The 17,923-nt window shown below is 68.3% G+C and carries 16 protein-coding genes; 4 read left to right on the forward strand and 12 right to left on the reverse strand.

Annotated elements, in window-relative coordinates; translation table 11 throughout:
• Positions 1–24: 24 nt before the first annotated feature.
• From ON37_RS20585 to dapE, 4 genes are read right to left on the reverse strand one after another with little or no spacing between them, the layout of a single operon-like run.
• Complete coding sequence (locus tag ON37_RS20585) at positions 25–1,794, reverse strand: long-chain-acyl-CoA synthetase (protein ID WP_040721609.1); 1,770 nt, start codon at positions 1,792–1,794, stop codon at positions 25–27.
• Positions 1,795–1,852: 58 nt separating this feature from the next.
• A complete protein-coding gene (locus ON37_RS20590) occupies positions 1,853–2,407 on the reverse strand; it encodes an LOG family protein (protein WP_040721559.1) in 555 nt (184 codons plus the stop codon).
• Entirely contained in the window at positions 2,401–3,204 is an 804-nt protein-coding gene (locus ON37_RS20595) for an LOG family protein (RefSeq protein WP_040721560.1), read from the reverse strand. The genes ON37_RS20590 and ON37_RS20595 overlap by 7 nt, the downstream gene beginning before the upstream one ends.
• An 18-nt stretch (positions 3,205–3,222) precedes the next feature.
• The gene (gene dapE / locus ON37_RS20600) at positions 3,223–4,323 is read right to left on the reverse strand and encodes a succinyl-diaminopimelate desuccinylase (protein WP_040721561.1); all 1,101 of its coding nucleotides are present in this window, start codon (positions 4,321–4,323) and stop codon (positions 3,223–3,225) included.
• Positions 4,324–4,420: 97 nt separating this feature from the next.
• Here dapE and dapD point away from each other — a divergent pair, with 97 nt between their 5' ends.
• On the forward strand, positions 4,421–5,374 hold the full coding sequence (gene dapD, locus ON37_RS20605; RefSeq protein WP_040721562.1) for a 2,3,4,5-tetrahydropyridine-2,6-dicarboxylate N-succinyltransferase: 954 nt from the start codon (positions 4,421–4,423) through the stop codon (positions 5,372–5,374).
• Between the two features lie 62 nt (positions 5,375–5,436).
• On the opposite strand, the gene ON37_RS20610 is transcribed toward dapD, so the two are convergent.
• Both ON37_RS20610 and ON37_RS20615 read right to left on the reverse strand, forming a co-directional pair.
• Positions 5,437–5,808, reverse strand: a complete 372-nt coding sequence (locus tag ON37_RS20610) for a PPOX class F420-dependent oxidoreductase (RefSeq protein ID WP_040721563.1) — start codon at positions 5,806–5,808, stop codon at positions 5,437–5,439.
• A 71-nt stretch (positions 5,809–5,879) separates the two neighbouring features.
• Positions 5,880–7,304, reverse strand: a complete 1,425-nt coding sequence (locus ON37_RS20615; protein WP_040721564.1) for an acyl-CoA synthetase — start codon at positions 7,302–7,304, stop codon at positions 5,880–5,882.
• Positions 7,305–7,437: 133 nt separating this feature from the next.
• Between ON37_RS20615 and ON37_RS20620 the strand changes: the two genes are divergently transcribed.
• Positions 7,438–8,283: an oxygenase MpaB family protein gene (locus ON37_RS20620; protein ID WP_040721565.1), complete on the forward strand. Its 846-nt coding sequence runs from the start codon at positions 7,438–7,440 to the stop codon at positions 8,281–8,283.
• Positions 8,284–8,329: 46 nt separating this feature from the next.
• Here the strand turns inward: ON37_RS20620 and ON37_RS20625 are convergent, their stop codons facing one another.
• On the reverse strand, positions 8,330–8,974 hold the full coding sequence (locus ON37_RS20625) for a TetR/AcrR family transcriptional regulator (RefSeq protein ID WP_040721566.1): 645 nt from the start codon (positions 8,972–8,974) through the stop codon (positions 8,330–8,332).
• Positions 8,975–9,139: 165 nt separating this feature from the next.
• On the opposite strand from ON37_RS20625, the gene ON37_RS20630 reads away from it, so the two are divergent.
• Entirely contained in the window at positions 9,140–10,006 is an 867-nt protein-coding gene (locus tag ON37_RS20630) for an oxygenase MpaB family protein (protein WP_040721567.1), read from the forward strand.
• Between the two features lies 1 nt (position 10,007).
• On the opposite strand, the gene ON37_RS20635 is transcribed toward ON37_RS20630, so the two are convergent.
• The 5 genes from ON37_RS20635 to ON37_RS20655 all read right to left on the reverse strand — a co-directional run bounded on the left by ON37_RS20635 (position 10,008) and on the right by ON37_RS20655 (position 17,258).
• Positions 10,008–11,141, reverse strand: coding sequence for a proline dehydrogenase family protein (locus ON37_RS20635; protein WP_040721568.1), 1,134 nt, complete (start codon positions 11,139–11,141; stop codon positions 10,008–10,010).
• A 40-nt stretch (positions 11,142–11,181) separates the two neighbouring features.
• Positions 11,182–12,819, reverse strand: a complete 1,638-nt coding sequence (pruA, locus tag ON37_RS20640; protein WP_040721569.1) for an L-glutamate gamma-semialdehyde dehydrogenase — start codon at positions 12,817–12,819, stop codon at positions 11,182–11,184.
• A gap of 168 nt (positions 12,820–12,987) precedes the next feature.
• Positions 12,988–14,094, reverse strand: a complete 1,107-nt coding sequence (gene dapC, locus ON37_RS20645; RefSeq protein ID WP_040721610.1) for a succinyldiaminopimelate transaminase — start codon at positions 14,092–14,094, stop codon at positions 12,988–12,990.
• Positions 14,095–14,108: 14 nt separating this feature from the next.
• Positions 14,109–14,432 carry a ferredoxin gene (fdxA, locus tag ON37_RS33865; protein WP_040721570.1) on the reverse strand — a complete coding sequence of 108 codons (324 nt, stop codon included), beginning with the start codon at positions 14,430–14,432 and terminating at the stop codon, positions 14,109–14,111.
• Positions 14,433–14,675: 243 nt separating this feature from the next.
• The gene (locus tag ON37_RS20655; RefSeq protein ID WP_040721571.1) at positions 14,676–17,258 is read right to left on the reverse strand and encodes a bifunctional FO biosynthesis protein CofGH; all 2,583 of its coding nucleotides are present in this window, start codon (positions 17,256–17,258) and stop codon (positions 14,676–14,678) included.
• Between the two features lie 142 nt (positions 17,259–17,400).
• On the opposite strand from ON37_RS20655, the gene ON37_RS20660 reads away from it, so the two are divergent.
• Entirely contained in the window at positions 17,401–17,916 is a 516-nt protein-coding gene (locus tag ON37_RS20660; RefSeq protein ID WP_040721572.1) for a PH domain-containing protein, read from the forward strand.
• The last annotated feature ends 7 nt before the right edge of the window (positions 17,917–17,923 follow it).

Here is a 17,923-nt window from a genome sequence, read left to right on the forward strand (position 1 = left end):
CCGATTCCGCCGATCGGGCGCAACCTAGCCACGCGGTGCGGTGCCGGCGGCCACCTCGTCGGGATAACTGTCGTAGAAGGGGACGTAGCCGCGCTCCCGGCCGGTCAGCACGTACAGGGTGGTGTGCTCGTCGACGGTGTAGCCCTGTTTGCGCAGGTCCACCTTGCGACTCTTGAACGTCGAGGTGGTTTCCAGCTCCGGAACGACGCGGATGAACAGCGGGACGGCGTAGCCGGGCAGGCGGTCGTAGAGCCGGCTCGCCAACGCCCGGCCGTCGAATTCGGCACCGGGATCGAGCGTGATCGCGGCCATACCGGCCTTACCGTCGGCGCCCGGGACGTCCACGCCGTAGACGACCGCCTCGGTGATTCCGGGCGCACCGTCGAAGGCGCCCTCGACCTCGGTGGTCGCCACGTTCTCGCCCTTCCAGCGGAAGGTGTCGCCGAGCCGATCGACGAAGGCGATATGGCGCCAATGCTGGTCGCGCACCAGATCACCGGTGTCGAACCAGCAGTCGCCCTCGCGAAAGGCGTTGCGCACCAACTTGGATTCGGTCGCGGACCTGTCGGTGTAGCCGTCGAAGGGTGAGCGAGCGGTGACCTTCGCCAGCAACAGGCCGACGCCGCCGGAGGGCACCCGCCGCAATCGGCCGTCCGGATATCGCCGCGCCTTCCCGGTGGCCTCGTCGAATTCGACCACCGCGTACGGCAGCGGGCCGAAGCCGGCGGTGCGATCGACGCCGAAGGCGTTGATGAAGGCGATATTTCCCTCGCTGGCCCCGTAGAACTCGACCACCCGGCCGATCCCGAACCGCCGCCGGAATTCGTCCCACAGCTCCGGCCGCAATCCGTTGCCGACCGCCAGTCGCACCGAATGTTCCCGCTCGCGCGGTGATTCCGGCTGGTTGAGCAGATATCGGCACAGCTCGCCGATGTAGATGAAGGCCGTGGTGCGAGTCGCGATGACCTCGCTCCAGAAGTTCGACACCGAGAACTTGCGGCCCAGCGCCAGCGTCGCCCGCGCGCCCAGGACGGCGCCGAGCGCGACGGTGAGCGCGTTGTTGTGGTAGAGCGGCAGGCAGCAGTACATGGTGTCGTCGCCGCGCAGCCGGATACCGAGCCCGCCCAGCCCCGCCATGCTCTTGGTCCAGCGCAGATGGGTCATGACGCTGGCCTTCGGCAGGCCGGTGGTCCCGGAGGTGAAGATCAGGAACGCTCGCTCGCGGGCCCGGATATCGGCGCAGACCGGCGGATCGGCGGGATCGGCGGCGCGGGCCAGTTCCTGCAGTTCGGCCGAGTACAGCAGATTCGCCGGCGGCTCCGGCAGCGAGCGCACCGCCTCCTGGCATTCCTCGCCGATCACGTTGACCACCGAGTTCAGCAGGCCGAAACTGTGCGCGAGCACCTGTTCGCGCTGATTGTGGTTGAGCAGGCCCACCGTGGCCCCCAACTTCACCGTCGCCAGCACCACGAACAGCGTTTCCGGGCGGTTGGTCATCAGCACACCGACGACATCGCCACGCCGCACACCACGCCGCTGCAGCACCTGCGCGAAGCAGTTCACCTCGGCATTGGCTTCGGCGTAGGTGTATTCGCGTCCCTCGTAGCGCAGGAACGGCCGATTCGGATACCGCTGGGCCGCACGCTGGAAATACAGTCCCACCGAGGATTTGTCGTCCGAGCGCACCAGCATGCCGGCGGCGCCGCGCATCATTCCGGGTAGCTCGAGGGCCATCGCGGGTAGGTTGCGCACCAGATCGACGAGACTGACGGTGTTGCGGCCCTCGGCGGACACATTCTCCTCCAACGGTTCTCGGCCGCCGCGACGGTGCGGCAGGCTGCCGGCCGGCGGTTCAGACCGGCGTGGTCAGGGCTTCGAAGGCGGATGCCACATCCGCGGTCACCGTAATCCGATCGAGCGCGGGCCGTCCGATGAAGCCGTTCGCACTCAGCTCGTCCAGCCACGCGAACAGCCCCCGATAGTGGCCGTGCGGATCGAGCACCACCAGCGGTTTGCCGTGCAGGCCCAGATAGCCGCCGGTCCACGCTTCGAAGAACTCCTCCAGCGTGCCGATGCCGCCGGGCAGGGTCAGGAACGCGTCGGCCCGATCCTCCATGATCTGTTTGCGCTCGCGCATGGTGTCGGTGACGATCAGTTCGTCGCTGTCCACATCGGCGACCTCCTGGTGGACCAGCCGCTTCGGAATCACACCGGTGGTGCGCGCCCCGCCGGCCCGGGCGGCGACCGCGACCGCGCCCATCATCGACACATGCCCGCCGCCGGAGACCAATTCCCAACCCCGGCGGGCGATTTCACTGCCCACCTCGGCGGCCAGCCGCAACGCGTCCGGATCGGTGGCGCTGGCCGAACAGTAGACGCACACCGCGAACGGCCGCCCGCTCACCACTGATCCTCCGGACCGGCGCCGCCCGGCTCGCGCCGCTCGGCCGCCCGCAGCACGATCTCGACGACTTCGTCGACGCTGTCGGTGACGTGCAGCAACGCCAGATCGGCGGGTGCGATCTTGGCCGAACCCGCCACCGAATCCCGCAACCAGTCCACCAGTCCGGCCCAGTACCGCGTGCCGAACAGCACGATCGGGAAGCGGGTGATCTTGTGGGTCTGCACCAGTGTCAACGCCTCGAACAGTTCGTCCAGGGTGCCGAAGCCACCGGGCAGGCAGATGAACGCCTGCGAATATTTGACGAACATCGTCTTACGAGCGAAGAAGTACCGGAAGTTGATGCCGAGGTCGACCCATTCGTTCAGGCCCTGTTCCATCGGCAATTCGATTCCGAGGCCGACCGAATAACCGTCGGCTTCGCTGGCGCCGCGGTTGGCCGCCTCCATCACACCGGGTCCCCCACCGGTGATCACCGCGAAACCGGCACGGGCCAGGGCGGCGCCGATCGCCCGGGCGGCCTCGTACTCCGGGGTGTCGACCGGTGTCCGCGCCGAGCCGAAAACCGCTACCGCCCTCGGAATTTCGGCGAGTGCCCCGAAGCCCTCCACGAACTCGCTCTGGATCCGCAACACCCGCCAGGGGTCGGTATGCACCCAGTCGGTCGGGCCGCGACCGTCGAGCAGATGCTGGTCGGTGGTGCCGACCCCCTGTTTACGCTCCCGGCGCAACATGATCGGGCCGCGGAACCTCGGAGTCGACTTCGGCGATCTGGTGGGTACGGCGTCGGAGTCGGTGGACATAGTCGCCAACCTACCGGTTCAGGCCCGCTGCCCGGTCAGATAGTTGCGCAGGATCTCGGTGACCGTGGTGATCTGGCGGGTGGGTACCCGCTCGTCGACCTTGTGCGCCAGATTCGGATCACCGGGACCGAAGTTGACCGCCGGAATGCCCCGGGCGGCGAACCGGGACACATCGGTCCAGCCGTATTTGGCCCGCACGCCACCACCGCCGTGCGCGTGCACCCGTTCGACCAGATCCTTGGCCGCCGGCGCGGACAGCCCCGGCAGGGCCCCCGGCGCGCCGTCGGTGCGCTCGAAGCTCACGTCCAGACCCGAGAACACCTCCCGCACATGCTCGGTGGCCTCGTCCACGCTGCGGTCCGGGGCGAAGCGGAAATTGACCAGCACCTCGGCTTCGTCGGGCACCACGTTGCCGGCCACGCCGCCCTCGACGCGGACCGCCGACAATCCCTCGCGGTAGGTGCAGCCGTCGATCTCGACCTCGCGCGGCGAATAGTCGCGCAGTCGCTGCAGGACCGGGGCGAGTTTGTGAATCGCGTTGTCGCCCAGCCAGGCTCGCGCGGTGTGGGCGCGCGTACCGGACAGTCCCAGCCGAACCCGCAGCGTCCCTTGGCATCCCGCCTCGATCCAGGCGCCGGACGGTTCCCCCAGGATGGCGAGGTCACCCTCGAGCCATTCGGGCAGTTCCCGCTCGATCCGGCCGAGGCCGTTGTATTCGGCGGCGATCTCCTCGCAGTCGTAGAAGATCAGGGTCAGATCGCAGACCGGGTCGGCGACGGTCGCGGCGAGGTGCAGGAACACCGCATCGCCGGATTTCATATCGACGCTGCCGCAGCCGAACAGCACCTCCTCGCCGTCGATCGTCTCGAATCGACCCGGCACGTTGTCCGCGATGGGCACCGTATCGAGGTGTCCGGCCATGATCACCCGGGTGGGCAGCCCGCGGTTGGTGCGCGCCAGCACGGTGTTGCCGTGCCGCACAACCTCGAAGCCCTCGGTCTGCTCCCGCAGCGCCCAGGCGACGGTGTCGGTGATCGCCGCCTCGTCGCGGGAGACGCTGGGAATGTCGACGAGGGTCGCGGTGATCGAAATCGGGTCGGCGCGCAGATCGATGGTCACCGGACCAGCCTAATTGTTCGCTCGCCTCACGACCGGGCGGAACGGCCCGCCGGGCAGCCCACCACCGCGTGACCCGCACCCAGTAGGCTGAGCTGCCGTGAGCACTCAGGGAGCATCCGCAGTCGGCCTAGCGACGGTGACCGTGAACGGGACGGTCCTCGACACCTGGTACCCGTACCCGGAACTGGGCGAATTCGACGAATCCGGCACCGCCCAGCTGAGCCCCACCGACCCCGAATACGCTCGGTTCGCCGAGTTGGTCGGCCCCGACGAGGCTCGCCGGGTCGAGGTGGTCGCCGTGCGCACCACGATCGCCGATCTGTCGGCGGCGCCGATCGACACCCACGACGTCTACCTGCGGCTGCACCTGCTCTCGCATCGCCTGGTCCGGCCGCACGGCACCAGCCTGGAGGGCCAGTTCGGCCTGCTCGCGAACGTGGTGTGGACCAACCACGGCCCGTGCGCGGTCGAGGAGTTCGAGCTGGTGCGCGCCCGGTTGCGCGCCCGTGGCCCGGTCACGGTGTACGGCGTGGACAAGTTCCCGCGCATGGTCGACTACGTGCTGCCCGCGGGCGTGCGCATCGCCGACGCGGACCGGGTCCGCCTGGGTGCGCATCTGGCCGAGGGCACCACGGTCATGCACGAGGGTTTCGTGAACTTCAACGCCGGCACCCTGGGCGCGTCCATGGTGGAGGGCCGCATCTCCGCCGGTGTGGTCGTCGGCGACGGCTCGGACGTCGGCGGCGGCGCGTCCATCATGGGCACCCTGTCCGGTGGCGGGAAGCAGGTCATCTCGATCGGCGAACGCTGCCTGCTCGGCGCGAACGCCGGACTCGGGATCTCCCTGGGCGACGACTGCGTGGTCGAGGCGGGCCTCTACGTCACCGCCGGTACCAAGGTCGCCCTGCCCGACGGCGGCACAGTGAAGGCCGCCGAACTGTCCGGCCGGTCGAATCTGCTGTTCCGGCGCAACTCGCTGACCGGCAGCGTCGAGGTGGTCGCCCGCAAGGGCACCGGCATCGAGCTCAACGCGGCACTGCACGCCAACTGATCCGTCCGCGCGATGCCCCCTTCCGGTTCGGAAGGGGGCATCGCGCGTGTGGGGGAATTCGGCTATTCGATCCCGAAGGCCAGCACCCGCTGCGGCGTGATCCGGATCAGCTCTCGCGAGCCGCCGGGAAGATAGGTGTCCACATCACGCAAAGCCTGTGCCACGCCGCGGATTTCGAGACAGCGCACCTGCCACGGGTCCACCGAGGCGATATCGTCGACGACGAAGGAGACCCGCTCCTCCTTGTCGAGGTTGCGGAATTTCTGCGAGGCGCCCATATCGCGGCCCGCGATGTCGATGGTGCCCAGCGCCTCGTTGTAGCGGAACCCCACGGGGTTGTTCTGCGGCGAGCCGTCCGGGCGGATGGTGGCCAGCCGGCCCAGGCGTTGACCTGCCAGATACTCGATCTGGGCTGCAGACAGCGTTGCGATCATGCGCCGACCTTAGAACCTCGAGTGCGGTGCAGGTCAACCCCGCCCCGTTCCAGGCGGCGGGGACCGACGGCTCACCCCAGTAGCTTCTTCTGCACCTTGCCCATGGCATTGCGCGGCAACTCGGTCACCATCAGCACCTCGCGGGGGCGCTTGTGCGCCGAGAGTTGTTGCGCGACGAAGTCGATCAGTTCCCGTTCCGACATCGCCGTCTCCGCCCGCGGCACCACATAGGCGCGGATGCGCTGGCCCAGATCCGCGTCCTCGACGCCGACCACGGCCACCTCCGCGACCGCCGGATGGCCGAGCAGACAGGTTTCGATCTCGCCCGCGCCGATGCGATATCCGCCGGATTTGATCAGATCCACCGACTCCCGGCCGACGATGCGATGGAATCCCTCCGGATCGATGGCCGCCACATCACCGGTGACGAACCAGCCGTCCTCGGTCCAGCAGGCCGCGGTGGCCTCGGGGCGGTTCAGATAGCCGTCGAACAGCATCGGGCCGCGCACCTGAAGACCACCGATGCTCTCCCCGTCGTGCGGCACGGGCGCACCCGTTTCGTCGCGCAGCCGGGTTTCGACGCCGGCGACGGGCCGCCCGACCCAGCCGGGCCGGCGTTCGCCGTCGGCCCGGGTGGACAGGGTGATCATGGTTTCGCTCATCCCGTAGCGCTCCACCGGCGCCTGGCCGGTCAGCTCCCGCAACCGCTCGAAGATCGGCACCGGCAGCGGCGCGCTACCGGAGATCAGCAGTCGCGCCTTCGCCAATTCCTTTGCCGCGGCGGGGTCCTCGACGATCCGCGACCACACCGTCGGTACCCCGAAATACATGGTGCCCGCCGCCGCGGCATAGGCCGCGGGAGTCGGTTTGCCGGTGTGGACGAGCGGGCTCCCGATCCGCAGCGGCCCCAGGACGCCGAGGATGAGGCCGTGTACGTGGAACAGCGGAAGTCCGTGCACCAGGACATCCTTCGAGGTCCACGACCAGGCGTCGAACAGGGCATCCAGCCCGGCCGCGATCGCGCCCCGGCTCAGCACGACGCCCTTGGGGGCTCCGGTCGTCCCCGAGGTATAGAGAATGAAAGCCGTTGTGTCCGGGGCTGGTTCGGAATAGCTGTGCCACGAACGGGCATGCCTGCGAACCGGGATCACCGGCAGGCTCGGTTGCTCGGGCGCCGCACCCAGCCAGGCGCGCGCGCCCGAATCGGCGAGGATGTGGTCGAGTTCGGCCGCTCCGGCATCGGGCGGGACCGGAACCGCGGCGACGCCGGCGATCAGGCAACCCAGGACGGCCAGCACCGTCGTCGCGGTCGGCCGAGCCAGGATCGCCACCCGGTCGGCGCCCGCGATCCGCTCCGCGACCGAGGTCGCCGCGCCGACCAGATCGCTGCGCGAGAGGGTCACACCGTCGATGGTGACCGCATCCGGAATGTCGTACCCGGCGGCCACGGCGGCCGGATTCAACGAGGGCAACAGCGGTGAGGAACTGTGGCGCACCGCATCAACCTATCAACACCGCCCAGCAGCCGGCCGATTGCGAATTCATTGCCGTTGCGGCCGGGCGTTGACACCACCCTGAGGCGGTGAGACCGTTGACCTACAGCCTTCTCACGCGAGCTGGGGGTCGACGATGACCAGAGCACTTCGCACCGCGACGCAACCGCCCGCCGCGTACGACGTCGCCGCCCATCTGGACGGATCCGCCGCCTTCTTCGGCGCCGCGGCCAACGTGATCATGCAATTGTCGCTCGCGCCGGTCGGCTACGGCGTGGTGGAGAGCACCGTCGACAGTGGCAAGGTCATGCTGCATCCGGTCAAACGCACCCGGACCACCCTCACCTATCTGGCGGTGGCCATGCTGGGCAGCGACGACGAACGCGCCGCCTATCGCGCGGCGGTGAACTGGCAGCATCGCCGGGTGCGCTCGACGGCCGACAGTCCGGTGCGCTACAACGCCTTCGACCCGCGGCTGCAGCTGTGGGTGGCCGCCTGCCTGTACTGGGGCGCGCGTGACCTCTACGAGCGGATGCACGGTCCGATGCCCGCGGCCGAGGCCGACGCCTTCTATCGGCACGCCGCCCGCTTCGGGACCACCTTGCAGATGCCGGCGGCGATGTGGCCGGTCGATCGCGCGGCCTTCGACCGGTACTGGTCCGAACAGCTCGCGGCCACGCACATCGACCCGCCGATCCGCGCCTATTTCGACGACCTGGTGGACCTGAAGATGTTCCCGCAGCCGATCCCGTTGCTGTTCGGGCGTTTTCACCGCTGGATGGTCGCGGGCCTGCTCCCGCAGCACCTGCGCACCCAGATGGATATGCCGTGGAGTGATGCGGACGATCGACGCCTGGCTCGGCTGCTGCACGCGGTCGGCGCGGTGGAGCAACGCGTTCCGCGGCAGCTCGAGATGTTCCCGGTGAACCTCTACCTGTTCGATATGCGCATGCGGCGGCGACTCGGACTGCGGCTGGTGTAGCCGTTCGGGAAGCGTCGAAACCCGAGGGCCACATTCGGATTCGAGATCAGGGAATCCGGAATCCCGGTACCACGTGGTCGCGGGCGAACTGCCGGCACGCGGCCTCGTCGTCCACCGGAATCAGCGTCTGCGGAGTCAGGGCCAGCGACAACGCGTTGCGGGCGACCAGCTCGGCCAGCGGGCGTGGATCGTACTGCGGCAGTTTGCCTTCCGCCTGCAACCGGCCGATGAATTCGGCGACGTAATCGCGACCCAGCTCGATCACCGGTGCGCCCCGCACGGTCAGATAGGGCAGTACGATCTCCGGTTCGGTGGTCAGCAACCGGTCCAGCAACTTGTTGCCGCGCAACCCGTCCAGGAAGGCGACGAACAGCTCGACGATCTGATCCTCCGCGCTGGCATCACGATCGATCTGGCGTTGCACCGCGGCATCGACCTGTTCCACGAACTGGCGCGCCTGCCACAACCCCACCGCCTGAATCAGATCGGATTTCCCGGCGAAGCGCCGGTACAGCGTCGCCAGCGACAGCCGGCCGCGGCGGGCCACCTCGACCATGCTGGTGCGTTTGATACCGAAATCCAGGAATGCGAGCAGCGCGGCGTCCAGTACCGTGGTCTGATTGCGATCCTCCGGGCCCGCGCCGCGAACCAGCGGCAAGAGCCGAGTCGACAGTCCGGTCGATTCGGTCATGGCCCTTCCTCTCATCCGCCCGGGTCGTGGACACGGTGACATTCTCATCATCCCATATGGTCAGGCACCCCGATTGACACGATGCCGACCCGATGAGAAGGTTTATATGAAAGCTTCTCATATTCTCTCGCCGGTCGGCGAGGAGGAACAGGAGACGAGTCGACGATGACCGCCCCCCTGCGCGCGAGCGAGTACCAGCCCGAGGTTCCGGGCGACGAGCTGACCCCCGAGACGGTGCGCGAACACATCGACGGCGTCGCCGCCTTCCTCGGCGGCGCGGCGAACGTGATCATGCAGCTCAGCCACCCGCCCGTGGGCTACGGCGTGCTGGAGAGCACGGTCGACAGCGGGAAGGTGACGCTGCACCCGATCAAGCGGCTGCGCACCACGCTGACCTATCTGGCTGTCGCCTGGCTCGGCAACGAGGAGGACGTGCGCAGCTACCGGGAAGCGGTCAACGCATCGCATCGACCGGTGCGTTCGGGCCCGAACAGCCCGGTCAAGTACAACGCCTTCGATCCGAAGTTGCAGCTGTGGGTGGCGGCCTGCCTGTACTGGGGCGTCGACGATCTGTATCAGCGCATGCGCGGACCGATGGATCCCGAACTCGCCGAACGGTTCTACCGCTACAGCATCCGGCTCGGTACCGGTCTGCAGATGCGGCCGGAGCTGTGGCCGGCCGACCGGGAGGCCTTCTACGCGTATTGGGAGGAAAACCTCGCCACCAAGACCATCGACGAACCGCTGCGGCGTTATTTCGACGATCTGATCGATCTGAAGATGCAGCCGCGCCTGATCCAGCTGCTGGCCGGGCGCTTCCACCGCTTCACCGTCACCGCGCTGCTCCCGCAGCATCTGCGCGACCAGATGGGGATGCGCTGGACCGCGCGCGACGAACGCCGGTTCCGGTTCGTTCTGCGGGCGATCTCGGCGGTGTGTAGGCGCATGCCCACCGTCGTCCGGATCTTTCCGTTCAACTTCTATCTCGCCGATATGCGGTTGCGCCGCCGATTCGGCCGGCCGCTGGTCTGATTCATCGACGCTCGGCCAGCGCCCGCAGGAAGAAGCCGAGGTTGGCCGGGCGTTCGGCCAACCGGCGCATCAGGTAGCCGTACCACTGGGTGCCGTAGGGCACGTAGACCCGCACCGCGTGACCGGCCTCGACGAGCCGGCGCTGTTCGATCGAACGGATGCCGTAGAGCATCTGGAATTCGAAATCGCCCGGGGCGCGGCCGTTGCGGCCGGACAGGTCGTGGGCGGCGGTGATCATGACCGGATCGTGGGTGGCAACCATCGGGTATCCGGAGCCGGCCATGAGCAGTTCCAGGCAGCGCAGATAGGATTCGTCCACATCGGCGCCGCGCTGATAGGCGACACTCTCCGGTTCCCGATAGGCGCCCTTGCACAAGCGAATTCGAGCGCCCTCGGCCGCGGCGATCCGGCAGCGTTCCTCGGCCCGGCGCAGATAGGTCTGGGTGGCCACCGCAAGCCAGGGATAGTCCGGACGCAGCGCCCGCACGGTCGACTCCGTGGTTTCGGTGGTGGTGTGATCTTCCGCGTCGACGGTGATCCACACCCCAGCCTGCTGGGCTCGCTCGCACAGCGTCCGTAAATTGGCTGCGGCGATCTCGGGGCCCGTGAGTCCCAGCGACTGACCGAGCGCCGAGAGCTTCACCGAAACCTCCACCGGCGCAATGGATTGCGCCGGCCGAGGGGGCGTGCCCGGTTCCGCGCGGGAAGCGTCGACAGCGGCCCCGGCGGTCGTCGCACCGGGTTGCCGCGCCCGGTTCCCGCCACCGGAACCGTCCGGCCGCGGCCCGGCCGCTTCCCCGTCGACGTGCCGGCGCATCGCACCGCGCGGCCGGGCAGTCGAATCACGGTCGAGGCCCGCCGCTCGCCGCCAGCGGGCCAGTTCGTCGATCAGGGCCAGATATTCGGCGACCGCGTCGTCGGCCATCGATCGTTCGGTGGTGTACTCGCCGAGGAAGTCGACGCTGACCATGCGGCCACTCGCCAGCAGCTCGGCCACGACCGGGGCGAGGTCGGCCCGGGATTCCCCCGCCACGAAGCGATGCACGACCTCGGCCGTCACCGGAAAACCGGTGATGGCCCGCTTCATTCGCGACGAACCGGCGGCGGCGAGGATCGCGGGGCGTAACGGGTTCATCGCCGCACCGCCGCGCCGGCGCCCGCCACCGGTTCGCCGCTCATTCGGACTCCATATGCGGATAGCGGTGATCGGTCGGCGGGACGAAGGTCTCCTTGAGCGTCCGCGGCGCCACCCAGCGCAGCAGATTCAGATACGACCCGGCCTTGTCGTCGGTGCCGGAGGCGCGCGCACCGCCGAAGGGTTGCTGGCCGACCACGGCGCCGGTGGGTTTGTCGTTGATGTAGAAATTGCCCGCCGTGAAGCGCAGCGCGGTGGCGGCCCGGTCGATCGCGACCCGATCGCGCGCGAAGACCGCACCGGTGAGCGCGTACGGCGCGGCCGAATCCACCTCCGCCAGCATCGAATCGAAGGCTTCGGGATCATCGTCGTCGTAGACGTACACCGCCAGGACCGGCCCGAAGTACTCGGTCGTGAACGCGTCGTCGCGGGGGGTATCGGCCAGCAGGACGGTCGGCCGGACGAACCACCCCTCGCTGTCGTCGTAGGTGCCGCCGGCCGGAATGCCCAGCCCGGCCGCGCGCGCCCGTTCGATCGCCGCGACATTCTTGTCGAATGCACGCCGATCGATCACCGCGCCACCGAAGTTCGTCAGATCCGCGACATCGCCGTAGGCGAGTTCGTCGACCTGAGTGAGGAAATCGTCGCCCATCTCCCGCCACAGCGACCGCGGCAGGTAGGCACGCGAGGCGGCCGAACACTTCTGCCCCTGATATTCGTAGGCGCCGCGAATCAGCGCGGTCCGCAACGCATCCGGATCGGCCGAGCGGTGGGCGAGGACGAAATCCTTACCGCCCGTCTCCCCCACCAGCCGCGGATATCCTTGGTATCTACCGATATTCGCACCGACCTGCTGCCACAGGTGCTGGAACGTCCGGGTCGATCCGGTGAAGTGGATACCGGCCAACCGTGGATCGGTCAGCGCCACCTCCGACAGCTCGAGACCGTCCCCGGTGACCAGATTGATCACCCCCGGCGGCAACCCGGCCTCTTCCAGCACCCGCATCGTGTAATAGGCGGCGAGGGTCTGGGTGGGCGAGGGCTTCCACACCACGGTATTGCCCATCAGGGCCGGGGCGGTCGGCAGATTTCCCGCGATCGCGCTGAAGTTGAACGGCGTGATCGCGTAGACGAACCCCTCCAGCGGCCGATAGTCCATCCGATTCCACCCGCCCGCAGCGGATTCCGGCTGCTGGGCCAGGATGTGACCGGCGAAGGCGACATTGAACCGCCAGAAATCCACCAGTTCGCACGGTGCGTCGATTTCGGCCTGATAGGCCGACTTCGATTGGCCCAGCATGGTGGCCGCCGCGACCGTCTCCCGCCACGGTCCGGCCAGCAGATCGGCGGCCCGCAGCAGCACCGCGGCGCGTTCGTCGAACGGCAGGGACCGCCACTGCGGCGCCGCGGCCGTCGCCGCCTCGATCGCGGCCCGCCCCTCCTCCTGCGTGACATCGGTGTAGCTGCCCAGCACGTGGCTGTGCCGATGGGGCATCACGATATCGGAGCGGCGGCCGGTGCCCGGCCGATGCTTGCCGCCGATCACCAATGGCACATCGACCACGCGCCCGGAGATCTCGGCGAGTTTGCCCAGTAGTAATTCTCGTTCCCGGCTCCCCGGCGCATACGAGTGAACCGGCTCGTTCGCCGGAGTCGGGACAACCGTGACAGCGTCCATCACCCCAGGTTAGTCCGGTCGTTGCCGGAGGCTGCGCCAAATCGGCAAGTACCGCGCGCGTCGCGCGATCGAGGCTGCCGATCGATTGCCCGCGCGCGGATGCCGACGGGCGCCCGTACCCGCTGCTGCATCTGGTGCACGCGCCCGCGCGGTGACGGGCCGGGCAGCTCAGGCGGACAACCGGACGGCGGCGGCCGCGATCCGCTCGTCGGTGGCGGTCAGCGCGATCCGGACGTGCTCGGTTCCGGCCGGACCGTAGAAATCGCCCGGCGCGGCGAGGATGCCGCGTTCGGCCAGCCAGTCCAGGGTGGTCCGGCAGTTCTCGCCGCGCGTCGACCACAGGTACAGGCCCGCCTCGGAATGATCGATGCGGAAACCCGCGTCCACCAATGCCTTTCGCAATACCTCACGCCGGGCGCGGTAGCGTTCCCGCTGGTGCGCCTCGTGTCGATCGTCGGCCAGGGCCGCGGTCATCGCCGCCTGGATCGGATAGGGCACCATCATGCCCGCGTGCTTGCGCACCTCCAGCAGCTCGCGCACCAATGCCACGTCACCGGTGACGAACCCGGCCCGGTAGCTCGCCAGATTCGAGGTCTTCGACAACGAGTGGATGGCGAGCAGGCCGGTGTGGTCGCCGTCGCTCACCCGCGGGTCGAGGATCGAGACCGCCTCGGCGTCCCAGGTCAGCCCGAGGTAGCACTCGTCGGAGGCGACGATCGCACCGCGTTCGCGGGCGAAGGAAACCACCTTGCGCAGGTGGTCCACCCCCAGCACCCGACCGGTCGGGTTCGACGGCGAGTTCAGATAGATCAGGGCGGGCGACTCCGGGCCGAGCCGAGTCATACCGTCCGCCCGCAGCATTCGCGAACCGGACAGCAGCGCACCCACCTCGTAGGTCGGGTACGCCACCTCCGGAATCACCACCAGGTCGGACGGGCCGAGGCCGAGTAGCCGTGGCAGGCCCGCGATCAATTCCTTGGTGCCGATCACCGGCAGCACCGCGTCCGGATCGATCCCGGTCATACCGAACCGGCGCGCCACCGCCGCGACGGCGGTCGCGCGCAGCTCCGGGGTGCCGTAGGTGGCGGGATATCCGGGCACCTCCGCGACCGAGGCGAGCGCATTGCGAATCAGCGGATCGACCGGATCCACCGGGGTGCCCACCGACAGGTCGACGATGCCGTCGGGATGTTCGGCAGCACGCGCCTTGGCCGCGGCGATGGTGTCCCAGGGAAAATCGGGCAGCAGACTGCTGACCCGCACACGATCGCGGATCACCGGGGCGCTACCTATTCGTTCGCCATGGGCGGTAGCGCGGCGATGAACGGCGGGTCGTAGTCGGTCTTGCCGACCTTGGTCGCACCACCCGGCGAACCGAGGTCGTCGAAGAAGTCGACATTGGCGTTGACGTAGCCGCTCCACTGATCCGGGGTGTCGTCTTCGTAGAAGATCGCCTCCACCGGGCACACCGGCTCACATGCACCACAGTCCACGCACTCGTCCGGATGGATGTACAGCATGCGGCCACCCTCGTAGATGCAATCCACGGGGCATTCCTCGATGCACGCCTTGTCCTTCACGTCAACGCACGGTTCAGCGATGATGTACGGCACTGCCGTTCTCCTAGTCTGTCCTTGCCTGCGGGACACTTCCGCCCGCGCAACAGTATCCCGGCGACTCACATTACAACTGGTCAGCCTTGCCTAACTTTTCGAATCCGGCGCGGTGGGGCGCGCCGAATCCGAGGGTGTCCGATTCACCGGGCCGGTGGAGTCTCAGCTGCCGGTCCGGCAACAGGTGCGGCGCCGCCGCCGTCGGTGCGGAGGACCCGACGGCCGGGCGGCGCCGCCGTCCGATCAGCCCACTGTCAGCGGCAGGGCCGAGACCCGGTGTTCCGGAACGCCGTAGGTGGTGGTGCGCTCCCGCACCGGACGACCGATCCCCGCGCCGATCTCGATCAGTTCGGCCACCGACTTCGCCGAACCGTGTTCCGATCCGGCCATCCGGGAAATCGTCTCCTCCATCAACGTACCGCCCAGATCGTTCGCACCGCCGTTGAGCATCACCTGGGTGCCGGTGACGCCCAGCTTCACCCAGCTGGTCTGGATGTTGGCGATGCGGCCGTGCAACATGATGCGGGCCAGCGCGTGCGCCGCCCGGTTGTCCCGGATCGTCGGTCCCGGCCGCGAGGCGCCGGCCAGATACAGCGGGGCGCTCTGGTGCACGAACGGCAGCAGTACGAACTCGGTGAAGCCACCGGTTTCGTCCTGGATGCCGCGCAGCACGCGCAGATGACCGACCCAGTGCTTGGGGTTGTCGACGTGGCCGTACATCATCGTCGAACTCGATCGGATGCCGAGTTTGTGCGCGGTGGTGATCACCTCGATCCAGGCCGAGGTGGGCAGTTTGCCCTTGGTGAGCACCCAGCGCACCTCGTCGTCCAGAATCTCGGCGGCGGTGCCCGGAATCGTGTCCAGCCCAGCCTCTTTCAGCGCCGCGAGCCAATCGTGCACGCTCTGACCGCCGCGCGAAGCGCCGTTGACGATCTCCATCGGACTGAACGCGTGCACATGCATCGACGGCACCCGCTTCTTGACCGCGCGCACCAGGTCGGCGTACCCGGTGACCGGCAGATCGGGGTCGATACCGCCCTGCATACACACCTCGGTCGCGCCCTCGACGTAGGCCTCCCAGGCACGCTCGGCGACCTCGTCGGCGGACAGGGTGAAGGCGTCGGCATCACCCTTGCGCTGCGCGAACGCGCAGAACCGGCAGCCGGTGTAGCAAATGTTGGTGAAATTGATATTGCGGTTGACCACATAGGTGACGTCGTCGCCGACGGCGTCGCGGCGCAGTTGATCGGCCAGTGCCGCGATGGCGTCGAGTTCCGGGCCGTCGGCGGTGGCCAGGGCCAGATACTGATCGTCGGTGAGTCCGGCCGGATCCTTCTCCGCGGCGCGCAGGGCACTCAACACATCGGTGTCGAGTTTCACCGGGGCGCTCAACGAAAGCACTTGTTCGCGAACGGTTTCCCAGTCACCGAAGGCGCCGAGCCCGTCCGTGTCCAGCCCGGAGTCGCTGCGCGCTTCGGTATTGCGGCCCTCGGTGTCGATCGCGGTATTGAGATCGACACGCCCCAGCGACTCCCAGGACTGATCCGGTTCCTGCCAGGGCCGGCCCACCGGATTCACCGCACGTGCCAGTCCGGTGCGCGAATCCGCCAGGGCCGCAACATGTCCCTGCACCCGCGGGTCGATCCACGGGTTCCCGGCGAGCACATATTTCGGATGGGCCGTCAGGCGCTCGGTCAGCACATAGCCGGCCTGTGCGGTCACCTCGGCCAGCAGCTCGAGGTTCGGCCACGGCCGCTCCGGATTCACGTGATCGGGGGTCAGCGGCGAGACTCCGCCCCAGTCGTCGATACCGGCCTCGATCAGGGCACGGCATTCATCGAGCGAGACCAGATTCGGCGGCGCCTGGATCCGCATCTTGGGCCCCAGCAGCAACCGGGTCACCGCGATCGTGGCCCGGAATTCCGCCAGGTCGGCGTCGGGGGTGTCGCGCATGGCGGTATCGGACTTGGCCAGGAAGTTCTGCACGATCACCTCCTGCACGTGCCCGAAAGCCTTGTGCGACTTGCGGATCGCGAGGATGGAGTCGACGCGCTCGGCATAGGTCTCGCCGATCCCGACCAGGATCCCGGTGGTGAACGGAATGCTCAGCCGCCCGGCATCGGTGAGCGCCCGCAGCCGGACCTGCGGATCCTTGTCCGGGCTGCCGTAGTGCGCCTGCCCGCGTTCGGTGAACAGCCGCTCGGAGGTGGTCTCCAGCATCATGCCCATCGACGGAGCGACCGGCTTGAGCCGCGACATCTCCGCCCAGCTCATCACGCCCGGATTCAGATGCGGCAGCAGGCCGGTCTCCTCGAGCACCCGGATCGACATCGCGCGCACGTAGTCGAGGGTGGAATCGTAGCCGCGCTCGTCCAGCCACTGCCGCGCCTCCGGCCAGCGCTCCTCCGGTCGATCACCGAGGGTGAAAAGCGCTTCCTTACAACCCAGTTCGGCGCCCTTGCGAGCGATCTCGAGCACCTCGTCGGGTTCGAGGTACATACCGTGCCCCGCGGCGCGCAGCTTGCCGGGCACCGTCACGAACGTGCAGTAATGACATTTGTCGCGACACAGGCGGGTCAGCGGGATGAACACCTTGCGCGAATAGGTGATGGGCAGCGCCTCGCCGCCGTACGCATCGCGCAGACCGGCATCGCGCACCCGCGCCGCGGACGCGCACAGATCCTTCAGGTCCGCACCGCGTGCGTGCAGCAGCACCACGGCTTCGTCGAGATTGAGCGTCGCCCCGTCCCGCGCGCGCCGCAGCGCCCGGCGCATGGCCGAGGGCGGAGGTGGGGTGTTCGGTTGCTCTGTCACGCCGTCGATCATGCGCCAACCATCCGACTGTTCTCCCTTCGGTGCCCTGTGACGTGAGTCAACCCGGCGGCCTTCGCGGGTTATTCCTGGATCGCCGACCCAGTTTCGTCGCCGGTTTCGGCGCGACACCGCGAGTTCGTGCCACGATGGCGACATGCGCAGCCCGCCGGAGATCGCACCGCCGGGCACGATCATGGCCGCACCGGCATGGCGGGCGAGCACCCGGGCACCGCTGCTGTGGGCCACCGGTCCGGCCGTCTTCTGGGCGCTGATGCTGGTCGGCACGGTCCTGTGGGCCGTACTGGATGCCGGGCACCGAGCCTGGGCGGTGGCCTCGATCGTCGCCGCGGCGATGCTGGGGGTGGCGGCCGTCGTCGTGGTACCGCTGTGGCGGTACGCGGTGCACCGGTGGGAGGTGACCGACACCGCGGTGTACACCCGCACCGGGTGGTTCACCCAGGAGAGCCGGGTCGCGCCGATCACCCGCGTGCAGACCGTCGACACCCATCGCGGCCCCTTGGAACGGCTGTTCGGTCTGGCCACCGTCACCGTCACGACGGCGTCGTCCGCGGGCGCGGTGCGGATCGCGGCCTTGGATCTCGCGGTGGCCGAACGGACCGTGCGGCGGTTGACCGATATCGCGGCGCTGCATCGCGAGGACGCGACGTGATCGCCGC

It is taken from the genome of Nocardia veterana NBRC 100344 (assembly GCF_000308855.1).
Taxonomy (GTDB): Bacteria; Actinomycetota; Actinomycetes; order Mycobacteriales; family Mycobacteriaceae; genus Nocardia; species Nocardia veterana.

Coding starts and splice junctions, on each gene's coding strand:
- pruA (WP_040721569.1), bottom strand. CDS start 12,819: ATGGACGCTGTCACGGTTGTCCCGACTCCGGCGAACGAGCCGGTTCAC.
- ON37_RS20625 (WP_040721566.1), bottom strand. CDS start 8,974: ATGACCGAATCGACCGGACTGTCGACTCGGCTCTTGCCGCTGGTTCGC.
- ON37_RS20660 (WP_040721572.1), top strand. CDS start 17,401: ATGCGCAGCCCGCCGGAGATCGCACCGCCGGGCACGATCATGGCCGCA.
- ON37_RS20635 (WP_040721568.1), bottom strand. CDS start 11,141: ATGAACCCGTTACGCCCCGCGATCCTCGCCGCCGCCGGTTCGTCGCGA.
- ON37_RS20620 (WP_040721565.1), top strand. CDS start 7,438: ATGACCAGAGCACTTCGCACCGCGACGCAACCGCCCGCCGCGTACGAC.
- ON37_RS20595 (WP_040721560.1), bottom strand. CDS start 3,204: ATGTCCACCGACTCCGACGCCGTACCCACCAGATCGCCGAAGTCGACT.
- ON37_RS20655 (WP_040721571.1), bottom strand. CDS start 17,258: ATGATCGACGGCGTGACAGAGCAACCGAACACCCCACCTCCGCCCTCG.
- ON37_RS20630 (WP_040721567.1), top strand. CDS start 9,140: ATGACCGCCCCCCTGCGCGCGAGCGAGTACCAGCCCGAGGTTCCGGGC.
- ON37_RS20610 (WP_040721563.1), bottom strand. CDS start 5,808: ATGATCGCAACGCTGTCTGCAGCCCAGATCGAGTATCTGGCAGGTCAA.